This is a genomic window from Brachyspira innocens ATCC 29796, from assembly GCF_000384655.1.
In the GTDB taxonomy this organism is placed as follows: domain Bacteria; phylum Spirochaetota; class Brachyspiria; order Brachyspirales; family Brachyspiraceae; genus Brachyspira; species Brachyspira innocens.
In genome coordinates this window covers 50,564-71,760 of record NZ_ARQI01000121.1, presented here as the reverse complement: position 1 = coordinate 71,760, position 21,197 = coordinate 50,564, and the positions used below count along the sequence as shown (strand labels likewise).

General features: G+C 26.7%; 14 protein-coding genes. 6 read left to right on the top strand and 8 right to left on the bottom strand.

The window, feature by feature from the left end; translation table 11 throughout:
* Window positions 1-45: 45 nt before the first annotated feature.
* A complete protein-coding gene (locus tag F811_RS0111040; protein ID WP_020005302.1) occupies window positions 46-2,427 on the bottom strand; it encodes a transglycosylase domain-containing protein in 2,382 nt (793 codons plus the stop codon).
* Window positions 2,428-2,573: 146 nt separating this feature from the next.
* Between F811_RS0111040 and F811_RS0111035 the strand changes: the two genes are divergently transcribed.
* The 4 genes from F811_RS0111035 (at window position 2,574) to F811_RS0111020 (ending at window position 5,675) form a co-directional block, all read left to right on the top strand.
* Window positions 2,574-2,954, top strand: coding sequence for a DUF4234 domain-containing protein (locus F811_RS0111035; RefSeq protein ID WP_026364432.1), 381 nt, complete (start codon window positions 2,574-2,576; stop codon window positions 2,952-2,954).
* A gap of 335 nt (window positions 2,955-3,289) precedes the next feature.
* The gene (locus F811_RS0111030; protein WP_026364431.1) at window positions 3,290-3,856 is read left to right on the top strand and encodes a hypothetical protein; all 567 of its coding nucleotides are present in this window, start codon (window positions 3,290-3,292) and stop codon (window positions 3,854-3,856) included.
* A 622-nt stretch (window positions 3,857-4,478) separates the two neighbouring features.
* Window positions 4,479-5,021 carry a hypothetical protein gene (locus tag F811_RS0111025; protein ID WP_020005299.1) on the top strand — a complete coding sequence of 181 codons (543 nt, stop codon included), beginning with the start codon at window positions 4,479-4,481 and terminating at the stop codon, window positions 5,019-5,021.
* Between the two features lie 21 nt (window positions 5,022-5,042).
* Window positions 5,043-5,675, top strand: a complete 633-nt coding sequence (locus F811_RS0111020; RefSeq protein ID WP_020005298.1) for a hypothetical protein — start codon at window positions 5,043-5,045, stop codon at window positions 5,673-5,675.
* A 777-nt stretch (window positions 5,676-6,452) separates the two neighbouring features.
* On the opposite strand, the gene F811_RS0111015 is transcribed toward F811_RS0111020, so the two are convergent.
* The 6 genes from F811_RS0111015 to F811_RS0110990 form a co-directional block, all read right to left on the bottom strand.
* On the bottom strand, window positions 6,453-8,681 hold the full coding sequence (locus F811_RS0111015) for a hypothetical protein (protein WP_020005297.1): 2,229 nt from the start codon (window positions 8,679-8,681) through the stop codon (window positions 6,453-6,455).
* Between the two features lie 12 nt (window positions 8,682-8,693).
* The gene (locus F811_RS0111010) at window positions 8,694-9,722 is read right to left on the bottom strand and encodes a patatin-like phospholipase family protein (protein ID WP_020005296.1); all 1,029 of its coding nucleotides are present in this window, start codon (window positions 9,720-9,722) and stop codon (window positions 8,694-8,696) included.
* A 152-nt stretch (window positions 9,723-9,874) separates the two neighbouring features.
* Window positions 9,875-10,441 (bottom strand): hypothetical protein, encoded by a 567-nt coding sequence (locus tag F811_RS0111005; RefSeq protein ID WP_020005295.1) that lies wholly within the window; start codon window positions 10,439-10,441, stop codon window positions 9,875-9,877.
* Between the two features lie 459 nt (window positions 10,442-10,900).
* Entirely contained in the window at window positions 10,901-11,752 is an 852-nt protein-coding gene (locus tag F811_RS0111000; RefSeq protein WP_020005294.1) for a hypothetical protein, read from the bottom strand.
* An 11-nt stretch (window positions 11,753-11,763) separates the two neighbouring features.
* A complete protein-coding gene (locus F811_RS0110995; RefSeq protein ID WP_020005293.1) occupies window positions 11,764-13,002 on the bottom strand; it encodes a hypothetical protein in 1,239 nt (412 codons plus the stop codon).
* Between the two features lie 455 nt (window positions 13,003-13,457).
* On the bottom strand, window positions 13,458-13,937 hold the full coding sequence (locus F811_RS0110990; protein WP_020005292.1) for a hypothetical protein: 480 nt from the start codon (window positions 13,935-13,937) through the stop codon (window positions 13,458-13,460).
* 314 nt (window positions 13,938-14,251) lie between these two features.
* Here F811_RS0110990 and F811_RS0110985 point away from each other — a divergent pair, with 314 nt between their 5' ends.
* Window positions 14,252-17,986, top strand: a complete 3,735-nt coding sequence (locus F811_RS0110985; RefSeq protein ID WP_020005291.1) for a glycosyltransferase family 117 protein — start codon at window positions 14,252-14,254, stop codon at window positions 17,984-17,986.
* A 167-nt stretch (window positions 17,987-18,153) separates the two neighbouring features.
* On the opposite strand, the gene F811_RS0110980 is transcribed toward F811_RS0110985, so the two are convergent.
* Window positions 18,154-18,786 carry a lactate utilization protein gene (locus F811_RS0110980; RefSeq protein ID WP_020005290.1) on the bottom strand — a complete coding sequence of 211 codons (633 nt, stop codon included), beginning with the start codon at window positions 18,784-18,786 and terminating at the stop codon, window positions 18,154-18,156.
* A gap of 316 nt (window positions 18,787-19,102) precedes the next feature.
* Between F811_RS0110980 and F811_RS0110975 the strand changes: the two genes are divergently transcribed.
* A complete protein-coding gene (locus tag F811_RS0110975; protein ID WP_020005289.1) occupies window positions 19,103-21,112 on the top strand; it encodes a BspA family leucine-rich repeat surface protein in 2,010 nt (669 codons plus the stop codon).
* Window positions 21,113-21,197 lie beyond the last annotated feature (85 nt).

The window sequence follows — 21,197 nt, the reverse complement described above, 5'->3', positions numbered from 1 at the left end:
ATTTAAAAAATTATCATAATTTAATATAAAATACTAAATATACATTCAGCTTCTTATATTGCCCATGCTTGGGTCTTCTATATTATCATTTGGAAGTAGGTATATATTATTATTTTGGTTATTATTATTTTGATTGTCTTGAATATTATTATTATTTTCTTCCTGCTGATAAGTATTAGTACCTTCTTCTAAAGGAGTATAGTAAAAATCATCATCTTCCTCTGCCATTTCATTAGTAGCAGTATCATTTTTTCTAGTACCGCTTCTTATATGGTCTATAGGGCATTGAGTAGATAAATCAACATTTCCTCCTACTGTAAGAGGTGCAACATTTACGCAGGTATGATTTCTAGGGAGACCTGAATCCTGACAAATTTCCACAACTAATACATCATCAGGTATAGGCCAATGAAATTCTCTTTTAGATGAAGGCGTTATAGCATTAAGATATTGAAAAGTTGCTAAAGCAGTAGTAGCTCCTCCTGTAACTCTGTTTGGAAGAAGATCATTTCTGTCGCTTCCTATCCAAGTAACTGTAACTATTTCATCATTATACGCTGCAAACCAGTTATCTCTGTGTTCGCTTGTTGTACCTGTTTTAGCAGAATATGAAGGATATGTAAAGCCGTAAGTATTAGCACTTCTGTATGCAGTGCCTCCCGGTGCTATAACTTTCTGCAAAGTGGTATTCAAAAAATAATATGATGAAGGAGAAGTAGCACTTATTTTATGAGGAGTTCTGTCTACCAAAGCTGTAACGCTAAGCTCATTTCCGTCAATGTCAATAACTTTATCTACTATATAAGGCTTATATTTTATACCTCCGTTTGCCAAAGCACTATACGCTGATGCCAAATCAAGAGGACTCATCTCCATAGTACCCAAACCTATAGATAAAGCATTTGGTATATAGGCATTTTCCCCAAAAAACTCTCTTGAATGTTCTATAAAATAGGAAAGCCCTATATCATTTAATAATTTAACTGCTATTGTATTAATTGATTTTGATAAAGCCGTTTCTAAAGTCATCTCTCCTCTGTATCTTCTGTCGAAGTTTCTAGGAGAGTATGCAGGCTTACCCGCACCTTGAGGATAAGTATAATTGGTATCAAGCATAGTAGAAAAAGGCTGTGCTCCGCCCTCAAATGCATACAAATATATAAAAGGCTTTATTACGCTTCCTATCTGTCTTTTAGCCTGTACTGCTCTGTTAAACTGATTTTGAAGAGTATATCCGTCTCCGCCTATCATAACAAGTATGCCGCCTGTTTTAGGGTCTATTGATACCATAGCTCCCTGATAGCTTCTGTTGGAAGTACTTGACTGCAAGTCTCTAATTTTTTCTTTCATTACAGAATCGGCTGCTCTGTAGTATCTTTCATTTACTGTTGTGTATATTTTTAAACCTGATAATGCAAGCTCATCTTTATTAAAATAGTTTAACAATTCCTGTCTTACATATTCATTAACATATGGAGTTCTGTTTACTGTCATTTTCCATTGAGCACCTTTTACCTGTTTATTGATATTGGTATACTCTTTATCAAATAAATCAAGCTCTTCCTGCATTGTCTGCTTATCTATAATATTGTTTTTTACAAGCCTTGATAATATCTGCTCAACTTTTTTTCTGCTGTTGTCGGGATTATTAACTATAGAATAGTATGTAGGGTTAGGAAGCATGCCCACTAATATAGCATATTCTAATAATCTGCATTGCCTTAAAGGTTTATTAAAATAATGATTGGCAGCAGCTTCAAATCCGTAGTTTCCGTCTCCTAAATAAACAGTATTAAAATACATTGCTAAAATTTCTTTTTTTGTGTATTTCTGTTCTATCTCTCTTGCTGCAAACATTTCAAATAATTTACGTTCTATAGTTCTTTCGCTTTTTGTAAATAAAAGTTTGGCTAGCTGCTGAGTAAGTGTAGAGCCTCCCCCTACTATTCTTCTTGTTAAAATAGTTTGAATACCTAAATATGCTGTTCTGAAATAATTTATACCTTTATGAGAATAGAATTTTTGGTCTTCCATTAAAAGAAGGGTCTGCTCTAAAAGAGGGTTAATATCATCTACATTAACAACCTCATAAGCAGGAGGCATATATTCACCTATAAGTATATTATTTCTGTCGTATATTTTTGTAGGCGGAGAATCCCCAAACGGATTTAACGGATTAAAATATCTTATTCTCTTTTCATTTCCTCTTATAACTATTATATCATAATATTCGGCAAGCATGGCCATACTTTGATCTCTTCTTGATACCCAGTCTTTATATACTCCTCCGACAAAGTACATACCCACTATACCAACTGCAATAAATATAAATAGACATATAATAAAAATAGTTAGTATAAATTTTTTTAATTTAGATTTTTTCTTTTTAACACCGTTATTATTCTCTTGATTTTTTTTCTTAAACATTTATTAATAATCACCATATTGACATAATATTTTACTATATCATACTATAATATATATATCTTTGCAAGCAGAATTTATAATTGACTTATGATGTTTTATATATTAAACTAGCAAAATATGACTTTATATTAATTAAGGCTATGTTTATGCAAAAATTTCAAAAAAAATCATTATTAACCATAAGTTTATTATCATTAGTAACATGCGGCATATATATGCTATATTGGATTTATACTACTTCCAAAGATGTTAATAGCTATATGGAAGAAGAATATTTCAATCCTTCATTAGCTCTAATTTTATCGTTAGTAACCTGCGGATTATTTACTGTATATTGGTTTTATAAATACGGTACTATTGTTTTTAATGATATGAGCAAAAAAGCTAATTTAGACAGCTATGGAGAGAGTGCCGCTGTTTTAGCGATACTTCTTTTTGTACCTTTCGGTTATATTTATTCTATTGTAGCCTTACAGTCAAAACTAAATATTATTTATGATAATGTAAATAATAGTAATGAAGAATAATTATAATACATTTATATATTAATAAAATAAAGGTCTATAGGGTATTGACAAAAATATTTTTATATAATAGAATAATACTGTATAAGAGAGGATATGAAAAAAAGTAAAAAAACTGCAGTCTTATATTGATTTATACGGCTGCATTTTCTTTATATTAAATTAACGCACATAAAGTTATTATAATTTTTGTATTACTACTCATAATTTTTTTCAATATAATTATATATTCACTGTACGTAATTAAACAAACATCTATAGCGTATTGATAAAAAACTACATGTATTAAAATTGAAAAACTATATATGATAAAATAATTTTAATTGAAGAGCATTTAAATAAAAATGAAAATTAAAAAAAATGACAGCAAAGATAATGTAATATTTTTTATACTATATCTATTCTTGTCTTTGATTATACCTTCTACTGCAATAACAATTTTTTCTAATGCTGATAAAAATATACAAGAAAAAAAAGAAATAATAGATAATAATAAACAAACTAATGCATCAAATTTTGACAATTTTGATAAAGAAGAAACACTTCAAAAAATAATAACATTATTATTATTAAAAGGAACTTCATCATCTAAATATAGCGGATCAAAAGCGGATTTGAATATTGTTGGTGTGAGAGTATTGCTTCTATATGCAATGACTTATATATTATCGCTTATAATTACCTCACTTATAGCCCAAAAATATTATAATGAAGAGATAAAAATAAAAGAAGATATTAGAGAGACTATAGTATCAACATTAATAGGGTTAGCTACTTTGGCTGGAATTCTATTTATTTTAATAGTAATAGTAATAAAAATGGAAAGTAATAGAGAATATTTAGCTTTCAGCGGAGTGATTTTTGGTTCTATAGCATATATTATAATTAGAAAAATAACTTCTTAATTAAATTTATTAGTATTATAAAAAATATATACTAATAAATTTGTAACTTTTACAAATTTTAGTTTTTTAATTTTATTATCTTAGACATCCACAGTTCTTTTGCATCGCTAACATACGAAAGTCTTCCCCAGCGAAAGACTATATTTTTGACCTAAAATTAGTATATTATACCGCATTTGATATATATTCTTAAAAATATTAAGCTGTAGTATATGCGTTTTTCGCTCTGCGTGCCGACAAAGTCCCCTGTGGTGTTGGCAGCAACTTTGGCGAAGCCAGCAGAGCGTGTGCGGCAAAAAAGTTGATAACATATACATAATATACAGAAATGGCAAAACGTAATTGTTTAGGTATATATTGAAAATTTTTAAGTTTGTCAATTTAGTTTTGAAACAAGTATGCTGTATTGACAAAAAAAGCATATATAATAAAATATAGTTCAGGATTATGAAAAAAGTAAAATGCTATTTAATTAGGCATTTATTAATTTACACAATACAGTTTTATTTTCTATTATAAAAGTCTATATCATCATAAATAAAAAAGTATTGTTTTTCTTAATCATTATATTTTACTAAAAAAATCTTCAAAAATATATAAATTAAAAAAATATGAGTTAGTTATGATAAAAAGAAAAAATAGAGAAGAAAATATTTATATAAGAACTATTCTTGTTATTGTACCTACTATGGCAATAATGATATTGCTGATACTTTTTATAATTAATGCCCCTGAAATATTAAATAAGTATGATGTAATAAATAATAAATCAGAAACTATTGCTAAATATTCTAAAAACTATAATTTGACTAATGAAAAACATGATTTACTTAATTTATTTATACATTCTCTATATCCTAGACGTATTCATTACGGTAGATTTGAATGGATACCAGAGAGTTTATTTTTTAGAGTTACAATCATGTTTATTCTTAGCTTTTCATCAGCACTGTTTGGTATTTTATCAGTTCATAAAATAAAAAAAGAAGGATTAAAAAATAAGAAGGAGTTAATAATTAATTTTCTTCCGTTACTATGGATTGCAATTACTATATTTGCTTTTCTTATGCTAAAAGATAATATTATAAATACCAAAGAATATTTCAGTATAGCAGCTGGTATTATATTAGGTTTACTACTTGCAAATTATAAATCCAAGCATTAATGAGGAGAATAAAAAATATTTATGAAAGATATAATTTTTAATTTAATATACAAAATCAATATACCAGAAAATGATTTATTTAGAATGTCGGCATTATTTTTATGCTCTTTTATAATAGTGTTTTTAATATTAGTATTGATTAAAGGAGATTTGAGTCTTGATGATTTTTTAGGTGATAGTTATGGTTTAGGTTCTGGTATAGTTATAATATTAATAATAGCATTTTTTGGAGTATCAGAATTTTTTATAATAAAATACATTGAAAATATTTATGAATATATATTTATAGCAATAGGTGTTATAACGGCATTATTTAATATAAATGAATATAATATAAAAAAGACATTAATTGTTGCTTTGATATTTTTCTTTATTCTTTTATATGCTGCTTTTTTTAATGCCCCTTCAACTATAAATGATACAGCTATAAATAATCAAAACATTACAAATAATTATACTAATGATTTGAAATCTACATTATCAACTCAAAAAGGTATTGCTAACTTATTATTAGGATATAACAATATTTTTGCTTCTGTTTTATTAGGTGATATTACATTAAAAGATTATATAATTATATCATTAATTTTTATTTTATTTACAATTGTAATTATTTATGTAATTAAAAGAATTGAAAAGAGAAAATCAAAATAAATATAATGACAAAAATATAATTTCTTGGTACTTATACTAAATATTTTAAGTTTATTAAACTCTTTATTTTTAAAAATTTACATTATATCCCACCCAAATCCACCCTTTAAAGTTAAACAAACATTTTTAACAAAATAAGCCAACGAATTAAAAAAATTTTTTAAATATTGAATTTTTTGTACGAGCCAAACCCTCTCACATCTTATCAATGTATTACATATAACTGAATGGAGTATATACCTAAACAACTGTATTTTGTCAAAATAAATTTATGTTTTGTTTTTATATTTGGGGCTTTGCCCCCGCTCTGCGTGCCTTCGGCAACCCCAGTTCTTTTATTGGTATAAAAGAACCAAAAGAACTGCATTTTTGACTCAAATTTGGTTTTATAATATGTTTGAAACATATTTTATTAATATAGAATAATTATAATGACAAAATATAGTTGTTTAGGTATAAATAAACTAATTTCAATTAATTATGGATTAGTATTGAAAACAACCACAATAAAAAATATAAGGACAAAAAAATGTTTCGCCCTTATATTAAAAAAGATAATTTACTTAATAGACTTGTTTCAAAAATCAATTTTTTAATTTAGTATTTTTTTGATTATAGTTGGGGCTTTGCCCCAAACCCCACTTCTTTTGTTGGCACAAAGAAGCAAAAAGCCTTCATATTTATATACCGAAATGATAGATTATAAAACATTATTTTTATGATTGATAAATTGCTAAATTTTGATATATAATTTTGTCAAGTAGCTTTGAAATAAGTCTAATCATTAAATAGCTTGTTAAATATCTTATCAGGATCGAACCCCTGTTTAATATACTCATCTCTTAAAGTAAGTAGAGCTTGATTATCTTTCTGAATCCTGTAAATAAGCCCTTTCAAAAGCAAAGCCTCCTCATAATCAGGCTTGAGTGCCAATGATTTATCTACATCATTAATCAAAGTAGGAAGAACTTCTTCTCTATTAATTTTTAAATACGATTTAATATCTTCGCTAGATATATCATCAATATAAACAATATTTAAAAAATTTGTAACAGCTGATAGTGAATCTACAACTATAGTTAATAAATCATATTTATATTTGGCTAATAAATAATATAATTCATAATCATTATTATTCATTAGTATAGCTCTGTTTATATCATCTAAATATTTAAAAATAAACCTTTTAGCATAAGAATATACACCATTTTCTTTTTCAATATGTGGTTTATTAGGATAAATATAACAGCATATGAAAAATGCTATAGATAAAGCTTCTTTGATTCCAAAATATTTAAGTTGCTCACTGTCAATAATTAAATGACCGTTATAATATTCTAAGAATTCTTGCAATACTAAATAGTGAGTATTTATGAATTTTTCAATAGAATTATTAGGACGCTCATGAGTATATTGAGTGTATATTCTGTTATATTCTCTTTGAGCTTTATTAAGTATGGTATAAATATTAGATATAAATTTGTCAGTCATTAAAATTTTTGTTCTTAAAACTTCAAAACTTTCTCCATTAGCTTTTATATAATTATCAATACTTTCTAAAACTTCCTCTACTTTATAAGCTTTAAATAAAATTTCCCATTTCTTTTTATGAAGTTCAAAATTATTATTATTTTCTTCTAAACCGTTTTCAATAGCTTCCAATGCCTTATCAAGCTCATTATCTTTTATTAAAATATCGCTTTCTATCAAATAGCTTTCAATATAATTTTTATTTATGCTCTGTATTTTTTCAATATCATCTAATATATAAAAATTATCCAAACGGGTATAGCATTTAGCTCTGTATTTATAGGCTTTAATCAAATCTTCTTTATTTGCTTCTTCATTATTTTCATTAAACTCTATTATTTTATTGCATTCTTCTATAACTTTATAATATTTGCCCTCTTCAAATAAAGTTTCTATTGTATTTGATTCTGCTAAAAGAGGTACTGTTTCTTCTACCTCAATAATTTCGCTTTCATCTGCAAATGAATCAATAACTCCCAAATCGTCCACAAGCATAACAGCAAATTCATATATATTTATCTCTTTTTCTATATCAAAATCGGAATGCTGCTTTACATACTCTTTAGTGAGTGTTACTTTTATATCCTCCTCAGAAGTCTCGCTTAAACTTGTTATTGATTTTACTATATAATTTTCCTCTCCTGCAAGCAGATTCAATTTTCTAAATCCAGACGATATAGGTATAGTGTATGATAATGCTTTTTCAAGATTTTCAATTTTTGTGTCTTCAAAAAGTCTTTTAATCAAATCTTCTCTGCTGCTTAATAAACGGTAAAAGTCCACAGCTTTGATTTTTGAGTTTATATCAATACCGCAGTTTGCCATAGTAGTTTTTAATAAAAGCATATCCTGTGTAGTGCGGTTTTCTCCTGCCATACGATAAAAGTCATTAGACAAGCATATTATTTTTTCAAATGTGTCAAGGCTTGAATATGTTCTGTTATCATAGGTTAAATATTCTATAGTGGCATTCCAATTTAATAGTTTTACATTCTGCTCAAGTTTTTCTATCTTCAAAGAATTCTGTACAATCTGCCCCAAAAGTCCCTGAAACATCTGCTTCATCACTGAATAAATTTCATTGATTTGATTATTAATATCTACAGACATTGTATTTAATTTATTATTAACAGCAACAACAGCCTCAAAAGTAAGTTTATTTTGTTCTGCAAGTACCTGTATCATTCTTTGAGAAGCCTTTTGAGCTACAGCAAAATTATAATCTATTTCGCCTCTTATTTTTCTGTTTTTTCCTGTTATAGCACCCCATAAATTTTTAAAAAATCCCTGACTTGACAACTGCTTTGCTCTTGCCTCTCCAGCTGCCAAACAAGATGCCGCCTCTAATGTAAGCTCTGTTAATTTATTTGCATTATTTTTATGAAGTTCTATAGTGCTTTCAATATATCTGTCTATCTCTGTTTTATCTGAGGCCTCTATTTCATTTTCATAAGGAAGTATTAAATTAAATTCCATAAAAAACCGCCTTTATTTTATGTTTTTATTATTATTGTTATTTAATTTTTTTATATCATCAGTATAGTTAATTTTAATATTATTTTCAATAGCTATTTTTTGTATATCATTTTTTATATTATGTCTTTCTTCTTTGATTAATTTCATCTTATGTTTATATTCCTGTTCATCAATATACATTTTTTTAATAGACTGTAAAAGTTCAAATTGTGTAGCTGCCATATCAAATACGGGCTTTAATATTCTTTTAGCATCATTATAGCCTTGTTCAATATGCGAACTCATAGCTGATGAAGAAAAATTTAAAGTACCTTTTATAAGTCCTCCCAAATCTTCCTGAGGCACTATTTCTATTATTTTTAAATTAGGAAACTCCTCTCTTTTTATAATAGACTCCCTGCTTAAATGTACAACTACAACCATATTGCATCCCAAATCATAAAGCGGTCTTATAGGTATATTATCCCCTACAATAGGAATGCCTCCGTCTATATATGTTGTACCGTCAATAACTTCTTTATCAAATACAAAAGGAATGGCACTTGTGGCAAGAAGTATTTTTCTTATTTTCTCTCTTTCGCTTTTATTTATCGAAAAATAATGCACATTAAAATTTTGTACAGCCAAGCATGCAGCATAAAGCGGATCATCTGTATTAAGTAAATAATCAAAATCTAAATATTTATCAATAAGGCTTAAAAGTCCGTCTCTAGAAAATATACCGCTTGAGGCAATTACTCCAGCTAAAGCTATAATTCTAGTCATAGGTATACCTAATGGTATTAAAATTTTTGAAATGCTTTTTACTAAATTTTCAGCATCAAAAGAAAGTATTTTATCCTGCACTTCATTAAGCCAAATTTTCTCAGCTTTCTCATAATCATTTTGATATATTAAGCATGCATTCAAAGCCCCTACAGAAGTACCAGAAATAGCATAAATATATTTGTCAAAACCAAATTCTCTAAATGCTTTCCATACTCCTATTTGATAAGAGCCTTTTCCTCCGCCTCCTGCAAGAACAAGTCCTAATCTGTTCATATTTTTGTCCTTATAGTTTTATATAATTTTAGTATAATACAAATTATAAACTATATCTATGACAAATTCAGACGCTATTTGTAATACAGTTGAAAAATTTTACTGATTAAATAAATTTTTTTAAGTACCTAAATCAATAATTAAAAACAAAATTATTCATTTTTTTTATCATTATCCCTAAGGTATTTACTAATTCTCAATGCTATAAATGATAGTATACCGCCAGAAAAGAAAGCTAATAACTCTATCATGCTTTCGATACTTCCGATCATATTAAAAATAGCCATGTTTCCATGTATTTTATAAATAATAGCCAAACTCATTATAAGAATTACCGTAAATACAATAAGATAAAATTTATAAGAGTAATTCTTAAAAAAAAGCATCTCTGCCAAAATGCCTATGATAGCACATCCTATAAAAAATATTATTACTAATCTAATAAATAAATCTTTTGAATCCTCTTCAAAATCTACATTAGGATGATCTCTATAATCTCTCCATCTGTGGATACGGCGAATTTCTTTAGTTTCTATACCATTATCAAAATTATAACTATTTTCTAAAATAACATTATTATCACTTATTATGTAGTTTCCATTATAGATGTTGTTTTCTTCATTATTACTTTTTTCTATACTATAATGATATTTTGCCATTTCATTATAAAATATAAAAGAAAGAATAATTAATACAACTGCTAATACACTAATTTTCATAATACCTACCTTTTTAATAATCCTTCATTTATTATAAATTTAAATAATTTTTATTTCAAGGAATTTTACTATAACCCCCACCCTCTATCTTTTTTTACTTCATTCTAAATTGCTGCTTTTTCTTTTTTTAATGTTTAGTTAACATCTATTAGCACCCACCCAAAGTGTTATTTAAATTTACAGTCCCATTTACGCACGCAGAATGAAGCTAAAAAAATCAATACATTTTGTAGTTATAATTTAGTTGTTTTTTAGTAATACGTTTAACGTGCGTTGAGTAAGTTTCAAAAGTTAATCAACACTTGGGCGGGCGTTAAAAATATAAATGTAACTTTTAAATGTAAATGAAGATTATTAATAAAAATAAGGCTTACAAATCTTAAAGGGCGGGGAATTAGAATAAAATTAAAAACCGCCATGATATATTCACTATCATAACGGTTTTTATCAAATATCAAATTATTCTAAAGCTCTAAAAGAAACACCAAATGTAACCCCAAAATCCAAATTGGAATAATCATATTTATAGAACATATCTTTACTAGATATACCAGGTATGATAAGTCCATTATCTCCCTGCTTTGGTATATTACTATTCAATACAGAAACATCATACTGCATACCAAAGTTATAACTTAAATATGCTCCAAGTACAAAATCAATTTCAGCATTATCCATTTTATAAGGCTTGAATGCATATTCTGCTGTTATCTTTATATAGGGAGCAACAGGAACTTTAAATAGCTTTTTTATATATGCATAATCTAATTTACTATTATATGGTGAAATTATTGATAAATTTTCACTAGGCATTACTGATATTATATTCCTAGGATGATTAGATGCAGCAAAACCAGATATTGGAAATAATACACCTGCTCCTATACCTATAGAAAAATTGTTAAAAACTATTTTCTCTAAAGCTCCTAAAACTAAACTATAAAGAATAACTCTATCAGTGAAGATATAATATATACTATCACTTTCACCTTCATATTTTGTGCTTATTATATAAGGACTATATCCTATTTCTAAAAGGGAAGTTAAGCCAGTAACAATATTATTATTAATATTATATTTTGCACCTAATTGCAAAACAGCTTCAAAATCTAAAAATATACCCCCTTTTATAGTTCTAAAATCAACAAGGTATGAATATTCATTTTGATCAACTTCTGTTTTAGTAAAAATTTTTGAAGCCCCTATATTCATAAATATACCAAATTCAGGAGAAAATTTCATTGAATATAAAATATGAATATTAAACAATAAAATAGTTATGATGATGGTTAAGAGTAACTTTATTTTCATAAGATAATTTCCTAATTTATTTGAATTTTAAATTCTTTTCCAATTTTACCAAATATTTTTACATTATTTGTAAATACAAATTTTAAAATTAAATTATTAAAATTATCAGGAGTTTGATTTTTTTTAACTATATCCAATTTCATATAATTACTTTTTGAGAATCCTAAATCCGCTATTTTATATTCATTATCTTTACTAAAACCAATTTGCTCCTCATTCATAAAAAAATTATAATAAGCATTTATTAATGAAATAGGATCTCCATGATTTCCGTCTAAATTTGCAAAAACACCAACATTGTTAACAACATCGCTATTATTATTAGCAGAATATGCAGGATTTAAAGTTAGTCTTGCATTCTTATAATACTCAGGATTTAACATAACTGATTTTCTCATATTTATCTCTCCTGTATCATAATCTATTGTAAATGTAGTATTATTATCTATTTTTTCTCCATTATATAATACATTAAAAGTTGGAACTTTTGGGTATACATCAGGTTCTTCAGGATTTGGTTTTATTGCTGGCGGAACAACTGGAGTAGATACTATTGCTCCTATAGTTAATACTACAGCTGTTACTACTAATGCCGTAACGAATGTGGCTACTGTTGCAGCTGTTACTGCGGCAACTGCTGCTATTACTCCAAAAATAAAAAAGAAAAATCTTCCTTTAGGCTGATTATTACTATCCTGAACATAATTATTAATAGCATCCCATATTTTTAAACTTATAATTAGAGTTTTAGCCTGATAATTTTCTTTTGAATCTAAAGAAGAAATATTATTATAATTATATATATCATCAGATAATTTAATATTATAAAAAACTTCTTCCATACCATTCATACTCCACAATACATCAAATGCCCCATTAACATGATCTGAAGCTGTACCTCTAATTAAATTATCATCTTTAGAAAAAGAAATATGATCTGGAAATTCTTTATTATCTTTATATACCATAGCAACAGATATATTATTTTGTTCATCAGTTATTATAGCAGTATATTCGTTTTCTCCTGTTTTTTTTGATATTAAAGAAAAATTTTCTGCTATATCTTTTGTTTTCATGAGAATATTATCGGTTTTATTTTCTGAAATTTGATATTGATCATCTAAATATGAAAACGAAATTTCAGTTTTTTTAATACTTGAAGAAGGAGCAGTAACATTGTTATTTTTAGCACATCCCCAAAAATTGACAATTGTCAAAAATACCATAAATAAATAAATAATTTTTTTCATTTTATAACCTCTTAAATAATATTTTGTAAAAAAAGTACTATGAGCTTTATTTTTTGTCAATGTTTATTTACTATAAAAATATAGTTGTGTACAAAAAAAGTATAAAAATATATTTTAATAGTTTGATTATTCAATATATAGTTACTTTTTTGTTGTTATTTATGAATTGTATTTTATATTTAGCTGAAAGATTAATTATAATATATATTAGGCTTTGATTAGATTTAACACACAGTAAATGAAATTTAAAGAATGATAAAATTTGAATTATAAATAAATATATATTTTTAGTTTAATTCTACGTGCGGTAATAGAATAATAAATTTAAAAAAAATTGGTGAGTGTTAAAAATTATAAATGTAACTTTTAAATGTAGATGAAGTTTATTAATAAAAATAGGTTTACAAATCTTAAAGGGCGGGAATAAAAATAAAGTTTAAGTAAATATATTATTTTTATTTAATTATTAATCTTGCCAATACAAAGCCTATTATAAAGCCTATAGGTAAAGATAAATACTCCAATATGTTTTTTATATTCTCATAATTTATAAAAATAATTATCCCTGTAATTATAACAGATAAAATGAGTGTTATTTTAGCAGTAATTAATTCTTTTTTATAGAATTTATTTTTTGATAATAATATCAAACTAAATAAAAAACCTATAATAAGAGAGCCTGTGAACATAATAAAGACTCTGTCCCCTTCAAGGTCAAGATCATGTCTGTATCTTCTTCTTATTCTTATATTTTGATATTCAATTTCAGAGTCTGTATTATAATTGTTTTCTATAATATAGTTGTTTTCTATATAGTTTAATTTATGAATATTGTTTTCTAAGTTTTTATTATTATTTTTTATCAAATCATTATAAAACATGTAAGAAATTATAATGAGTATTAATATAATATCTATTTTTTTTAAGAATTTCATTTTATTTCCTAAATATGCCTTCTAAATATAATTATACTATAATTTAAAACTTATTTTATTTCAATACAAAATAGGTTTTACATTCTTGAATAATAAGCGATTTTATTATATAATATTCTACTATTATAGTTAATTTTTGCAGGGCTTTGCCCCGCACCCCACTTCTTTTGGTGACCCAAAGAAGCAAAAGGACTGCATTTTTTAACTAAAATATATTTGTTAAAAAATATTTCTTTTAATTCTTTAAATTATTTATTTAATATGTCACTATTAAGATATATGATTTTTTATAAATAAAAAGAGGTAAATAATTAATGGCAAAACTTTCACATCTGGAAAAAGAATATATCAAAGCTAATTATAAAAATAAAAGCATTGATGAGCTTACAAAAAAGCTAGAAAAAGACAGAGAGTTAATAGAAGAATATATTAATAATCTGCAAAACAGTCAAAAAACTAGTACAAAAAATAATAAAAAAGAAAAATCTAATAAAGAAAACAGCGGAAATATACTTTCAAAACTATTCTCAAAAAAAGATAATGAGGAACCTATTTTTAAAAGATATGAAGTAAAACCATATCATCTTTCAAAAATAGATGCAATATTTGCTGCTATAGCTTTTCTTTTCACATTCTTTTTGTATTTATTTACACTCACTCCTTCGCTTTCAGCAGGAGATAACGGAGAGCTTACAACGGCTGCTTACTTCTTGGGTGTAGGACATGCCCCAGGATATCCTTTCTATACTTTAATGTCCAAATTATTTACTTATATACCAGTAGGAAATATTGCTTGGAGAACCAATTTATTTTCTGGTACTTGTGCCGCTATTGCTATGATTTTCTTCTATCTTATTATGGTAAAAGTGCTTGGACAAAACAGAGTTGAAAGAGGATTTTCTCCAATAGTACAAATACCAGCACTTTTTGCAAGTATTGCATTCGCTATATCTGATAATATGTGGGCACAGGCTACTATGGCAGAAGTTTACAGTTTGAACATACTTCAAATAGCTTCTATGCTTTTAATACTTGTTTACTGGTTTGAAAATGTATGGAAACATGCTGATGATGAAGTCCCTTATTACGGAAATAAATATTTAATGGCTTTCGGATTTCTCTATGGTGTAGCACTTGCAAATCACCATGTAACTTTGCCTTTCGCTTTTGCTCCTCTTTTATTTATAGCCATAGTGTTATTTTTGGTACATAAAGACAGATATATTAATCATATAGAAACTTCATTTATATCAATATTCGTATTTTTGGTATTATTATTTATAGGCGGTTTCGGATACTATAGATTTATTATGAATTATGAAGCATATTTATATTTCCCTCCGGGAGTAGCTTCTAATGATTCAATATTTTCTATAATATTTAAGCCTTTTGCTGATATGAATATAATGAGCGATATATTTACAGCACTTGCAAACGGTTCTTATTTAAGACCAGATATGATACAGAATCTTAAAGCTCCATTCTACCCTACTTTATATAAGGGAATGTTTTTAGTATTCTGGCCTTTATTTTTAGTACTTGTTTGGTGCTTAGTGTATAGATATTTCTTATGTAAAATAGATAAGTTTAATAATGATAATGACTTTATAACAGGTATATCAATATCATATTATAAAATGCTTTTAATGCTTGCAGTAGGAGTTATGATATATGCGTACATGCCTATAAGAGCAAGAGCTTTGCCGCCTCTAAACTGGGGACAATTAAATGAACCTTCAGGCTGGGAGAATTTAAGTTATTTATTTAGTATGATCCATAGAAAGCAATACGGTACTTCTGGAAACGATGTTGCTGCTGCTTTCATACTTCACCCAGAACAGGTATCTGCCTTGATAAATATATTTAAAACTCAATTAACAGTTTTAGGATTATTGTTCTTAATACCAGGATTATTTCAAATATTTAAGAAAAATAAGTTTATAGGTATATTCTCAGTATTTGGACTTTTAAGTTTTGCCGTATCGCTTATGGCATATACTAATCCTCCTCCAAGTGTTAGAACTTTATCATTTGTAGAAGTATTCTTCCTTCCAGCAACTTTATATATGCTTGTAATAATAGGCTTTGGTATTCAGTGGTATATGGAATATTTTAATACTAATATAAAAAATGTATTAAAACCTGCTAAAGAAGAGAGTGCTGATACACAATTAAAACCTTATCATGCAATATCGCTTATAGCAATATTTGCAATAATGATACCTATATTTGTAATGAATTTAAGCCGTAATAATAACTCAAAAGATTTTAGCAACCATGACTATTCATACAATATGATGAACTCTCTTCCAGACAATGCTATATTCGCTACAGAGGGAGGCGATAACCAAGTATTCGGTCTTGTATATTACACTATGGTTGAAAGAAGAAGACCAGATTTGAAAATATATGACCAAAAAGGCAATGTATTTGAAAGAATATATGGAAACCTTATGAAAACTGACGGCAGATGGCTTGGAGATATAAGCGATGCCGTTGATAAAGACTTTATAGAATCTGGAAGACCTTATTATATGGCTTGGAGACGAGACGGACTTTACAGACTTGGAGATTATTACTTTAAAGCTTATGGCTTGGTATTTAAAGTTCAGCCTATTAAATATGCTTTAGTTGATGAGTTGGAGTTCTTTAAGGTTCTTACTGTTAATGACTATAAAGATATTGCTAAAGAGCATTTAAAAAGAGATTATGAGAATGACAAATTAGCAGCTGACTTAAATGCATTATTAGATGAAGGCTTAATTTCCGCAGCAAGAAAAAATATTTATGACGGAAATGAAGAGATAACTTTCGTAAAAATGTATGAGCTTCCTTTCCCAGAGTTTAAAACAGAAGAGGATTACTGGAACAGCTATACTATGCAGGGAACTCCTGAAGAGATTTCTCATTATGACTTTTTAACCAGAGAAATATTTGTAAGTTCATATTCTCTTGCCAAAATAGATATGTATAATAGAAGAATAAAAACATATCAGAAACTTTTAGGCTTTATGGGTAATGGAGACATTGCCAAAAATGGTATTACCAGAGATGAAGCTAATAAAAAAATAGCAGAGTTTCAGGACTTAAAAAAGCAGGAAGAAGATAGAATGCTTACTATAGGCTTTGATATGTCTAATGTATACTTTGCTGTGGGCAATCAGGCTATTATGGATGGAAACTATGAGAGAGCCGCTTTAATGTTTGAAGAGCTTATAAAGCTAGAAAAACTTATTTATCCTGCCTACTTTAATTTGGCTGCTTCTTATGAATATTTAGCACGTTCAAAAGACACTCCTTATGATAAAGAGTCAGAGTATTTAAATAAAGCCAAAGATGTGCTTACTAGAGCAGAAAAAACTTTCCACAGAGGAAAAGATATGGGAGATGCTGCAAGAGAGCAGAATCAAACTTATCAGCAGATAAAACAATTTATGGGAAGAATAGATGCTCAGCTTAAAACTACAAGACAGCAGGCTGATAATCTAAAAGCTCAGGCTATGAAAGAAGATACTTTTGAAAGCTATTCTTCCTATGCTAATTATATATATCAAAACAGACAGGATATAGAAGAAACTTTATGGGCAAAATTAGAGGCTAGAAAAAGAGCAAGAACAAGAGAGCATATGGTAGCTGTTAATAAAGATATATCAATACTTTATGCTAATATAGGAGACACTGCAAGCTCTATAAATACATTGATTGATACTCTAAAAATGAGAGATCTAACTAAAGACGAAAGAACAGGACTTGAATTTGATTTAGCTAATATATATCTTAACAGTAAAATGTATGATGAAGCAGTAAGCACGTATTCAAAATATACTAATGATCTTACTCAAGACGGAGCATTTGCTTTGTATGCTATAGGTCATATATATATAGAACAAAACAAAGTTATAGAGGCTTTAAATATATATAATGACTTCAAAAGAGTAATGTCGCCTTTAGCAGCAACTAATGATGTTATAGCCAATTTGGATAAAGATGTAGAAAGCAGAAGACTTCAGATAATGCAGTACTTGGCTTCTATGAATAACGGACAGTAAAAATAAGATTTTAATAAAAAGGCTTGCTATTAAGTTAGTAAGCCTTTTTTATTTGTGTAAACTTAAAAAGTTTAAAATTTATTTTATTAAAACTAATATTAAAACTAAAAAAATCAGCAGACAAATATAAATGCCTGCTGATTTTTTTAATTATAAAAGTAACAAAACTAAAATCCTAATTCCTCATCTATAAATATTATATGTATTCTGTCCTTTATATGGCATTTATTAACTATAATAGTATATGAACATAATCTATTTTCTATATCGCATTTTTCCTCATCGCAAATCATATCACCTCTGCAGCAAGGATTATCTACTTTAAATCTTACAGAGTTTTCTCCTGCCGCAATACTTCTTACTCTTTTTACAGCTTCTTCTACAGTATTACAAACTTTATTTCTTCCTACAATCAAAAATACTTTTTTAGGTCCATAAATAGTAGCAGCAACTCTGTTTCCGCCTCCATCTGTAGATACTATATCACCATTCTTTGTTACAGCATTAGCCGAACATAAATAAACATCGCTTGTAAATGCTTTTATCTCTGCTTCTGATTTTAATTCTTTATTATTTCTATCAACAAAATTTTTATAGTTTTTCAAATCTTCTAATATGCCCATTTGATTAACTGATGTGCTTCCGCCGAATGTAATAGTATCATTCTCTTTTATAAGAGATAATACAAATTTCTTTGCCTCTTCCTTACTACTGAAACTGTCAAAAGCAAAGCCTTTTTTATTAAACTTTTCTTTTAAAACTAAAGATAATCTTTGAAAATATTCTTCCTGAACTGTCATAAAAAATCCCTCATTTATTATATTTATTAAACTAGTATAAATACAACTTATATTTTTTTCAATATTATTTTAGCTTTAATGCTCACTATATATGCATCTCTGACAATATATTTTACATACATAAAGATTATAAATTTAATAAACACTATATAAATAATTTTAGAATAATCAAATATAAAGAATAATGTATATATTTACATTTCTTTTTTTATAGTGTATAATTCTACTGTTTTTTATAGGAGCAAGATTTTTTTATTAAAAATTTTATTTTTCATATTAATAAATATTTAAATTGATTTTAAGTGGAGATATTATTATGTCAGAAAAACAATTTAAGCCAAAAACTAAAGAAGAATTAAAAAAATTAGTTCAGGATGAAAGCATTAATCTTGGAAGTATTGATACGAGTTTAATAACTGATATGAGTACTTTATTTTTTAATAATATAAGAGAAGATTTTTCAGGTATAGAAACTTGGGACATTTCTAATGTAACAAGTATGAGCGGTATGTTTAAAAATGCAGTTAATTTTAATCATAATATAAATGATTGGAATGTATCTAATGTTACGGTTATGTCTGCTATGTTTTGCGGTGCTAAAACATTTAATCAGCCTTTAGATAAATGGGATACTTCTAATGTTCAGTATATGATGGAGATGTTTAAGAATGCTGAAAGTTTTAATCAAAATATAAGTAGCTGGGACGTTTCTAATGTAACAAGTATGAGAGAAATGTTTTACGGCTGTATAATGTTTAATGAACCTTTGGATAATTGGGATACTTCTAAAGTTGACTGTATGAATGGTATGTTTTTTGGAGCTTCAAAGTTTAATCAGCCTTTAAATAGCTGGGATATTTTCAATGTAGAATTTATGGATAATATGTTTGAAAGAGCTTTTAATTTTAATCAGCCTTTAGATAATTGGAATACTTCTAATTTAAAAAGTATAGTAAATATGTTTTATAATGCCTCTTCATTTAATCAGGATTTAAACAGTTGGAAAACAGAAAAAATAGAATATATGAATCAAGCTTTTTTTAATGCTTCATCTTTTAATCCTGATAATATTAAAAATTGGAATTTTAAAAAAGTTAAAGAATTTGATAGAATTTTTAATAATGTTTCATTAGATTTAGTTTTAAAAATATATTCTTTTCAAAGCTCAAAATCTGCTACAAAAAATATTGAAGAGATTACAAATAAATTTGATATAAAAGAAGTTTATAAAATAGGATTAAAATACAATAAAAAAGCAGTATCTGAAGTTTTAAAAAAAATAGAAAATATTCATTATGAAGAATTAAAAGAGCTTATTGACAGTAAAGAAGATATTATAAAAGAGTATAAAGAATTAGAAAAATCAGAAAAGAAATCAGAAACCAAAAAAGATAAAAAATATAGTAAACAAACTAAAATGCATAAGCCAAAAAATAAAAATGAATTGATAAAACTAATAGCAGATAAAACAAAACTTGATAAAATAGATACTAGCTTAATAACAGATATGAGCAATCTTTTTAAAGATTCTAAATTAAAAAAGTTTGACGGTATAGAAACTTGGAATGTATCTAATGTAGTAAATATGGAAAGTATGTTTGAAGGAGCATTAGCTTTTAATCATAATATTGAAAGCTGGGACGTTTCAAAAGTTGAGAATATAAGTTCTATGTTTAAAAAATGTAAAAAATTTGATAATCCTCTTAATGATTGGAATGTATCTAAAGTTTCTGATATGAGAGCTATGTTTGCTAATTGTGAAAGTTTTAATCAGCCTTTAGACAAATGGAATGTTTCTAATGTAAAAGATATGTCATCAATGTTTTATTATGCTGAAAGCTTTAATCAAAATATTAATGATTGGGACGTATATAATGTAGAAAATATGGGCAGCATGTTTCAAGGAGCTGTTAATTTTAATAGTGCTTTAGACAAGTGGAATGTATCTAATGTTATTAATATGAAAGCTATGTTTAAATTTTCTAGTTTCAATCAGCCTTTAGATAATTGGAATGTAAGTAATGTTAAAGATATGTCAATGATGTTTGATAATGCTAGAAGTTTTAATCAGCCTCTTAATAATTGGAATGTTTCTAATGTTATAAGTATTAGTACAATGTTTCGTTATGCTTCATCATTTAATCAGCCTTTAGATAATTGGGACGTTTCCAATGTAGAATATATGAACTCTGTATTTTATGAAGCTGAAAGTTTTAATCAGAATTTAGAATCTTGGAATGTATCCAAAGCAGAGCCTAATCGTATGAGAGATATGTTTGATAACTCAGCAATGAAAAATAATACTCCTTCTTGGTATAAAGATTAATTTTTATTAAGTTTTAATATAATAATTTTTTAACTTTATTAAAATTATATATATAAAATGAACTAATTAAATATTATATCAACTT

Bases quoted from the DNA above. Each gene is read 5' to 3' on its own strand.
- F811_RS0110975 (WP_020005289.1), top strand. From the start codon at position 19,103: ATGTCAGAAAAACAATTTAAGCCAAAAACTAAAGAAGAATTAAAAAAA.
- F811_RS0111040 (WP_020005302.1), bottom strand. From the start codon at position 2,427: ATGTTTAAGAAAAAAAATCAAGAGAATAATAACGGTGTTAAAAAGAAA.
- F811_RS0110980 (WP_020005290.1), bottom strand. From the start codon at position 18,786: ATGACAGTTCAGGAAGAATATTTTCAAAGATTATCTTTAGTTTTAAAA.
- F811_RS0111000 (WP_020005294.1), bottom strand. From the start codon at position 11,752: ATGAAAATAAAGTTACTCTTAACCATCATCATAACTATTTTATTGTTT.
- F811_RS0110990 (WP_020005292.1), bottom strand. From the start codon at position 13,937: ATGAAATTCTTAAAAAAAATAGATATTATATTAATACTCATTATAATT.
- F811_RS0110995 (WP_020005293.1), bottom strand. From the start codon at position 13,002: ATGAAAAAAATTATTTATTTATTTATGGTATTTTTGACAATTGTCAAT.
- F811_RS0111005 (WP_020005295.1), bottom strand. From the start codon at position 10,441: ATGAAAATTAGTGTATTAGCAGTTGTATTAATTATTCTTTCTTTTATA.
- F811_RS0110985 (WP_020005291.1), top strand. From the start codon at position 14,252: ATGGCAAAACTTTCACATCTGGAAAAAGAATATATCAAAGCTAATTAT.
- F811_RS0111015 (WP_020005297.1), bottom strand. From the start codon at position 8,681: ATGGAATTTAATTTAATACTTCCTTATGAAAATGAAATAGAGGCCTCA.
- F811_RS0111010 (WP_020005296.1), bottom strand. From the start codon at position 9,722: ATGAACAGATTAGGACTTGTTCTTGCAGGAGGCGGAGGAAAAGGCTCT.
- F811_RS0111020 (WP_020005298.1), top strand. From the start codon at position 5,043: ATGAAAGATATAATTTTTAATTTAATATACAAAATCAATATACCAGAA.
- F811_RS0111025 (WP_020005299.1), top strand. From the start codon at position 4,479: ATGATAAAAAGAAAAAATAGAGAAGAAAATATTTATATAAGAACTATT.
- F811_RS0111035 (WP_026364432.1), top strand. From the start codon at position 2,574: ATGCAAAAATTTCAAAAAAAATCATTATTAACCATAAGTTTATTATCA.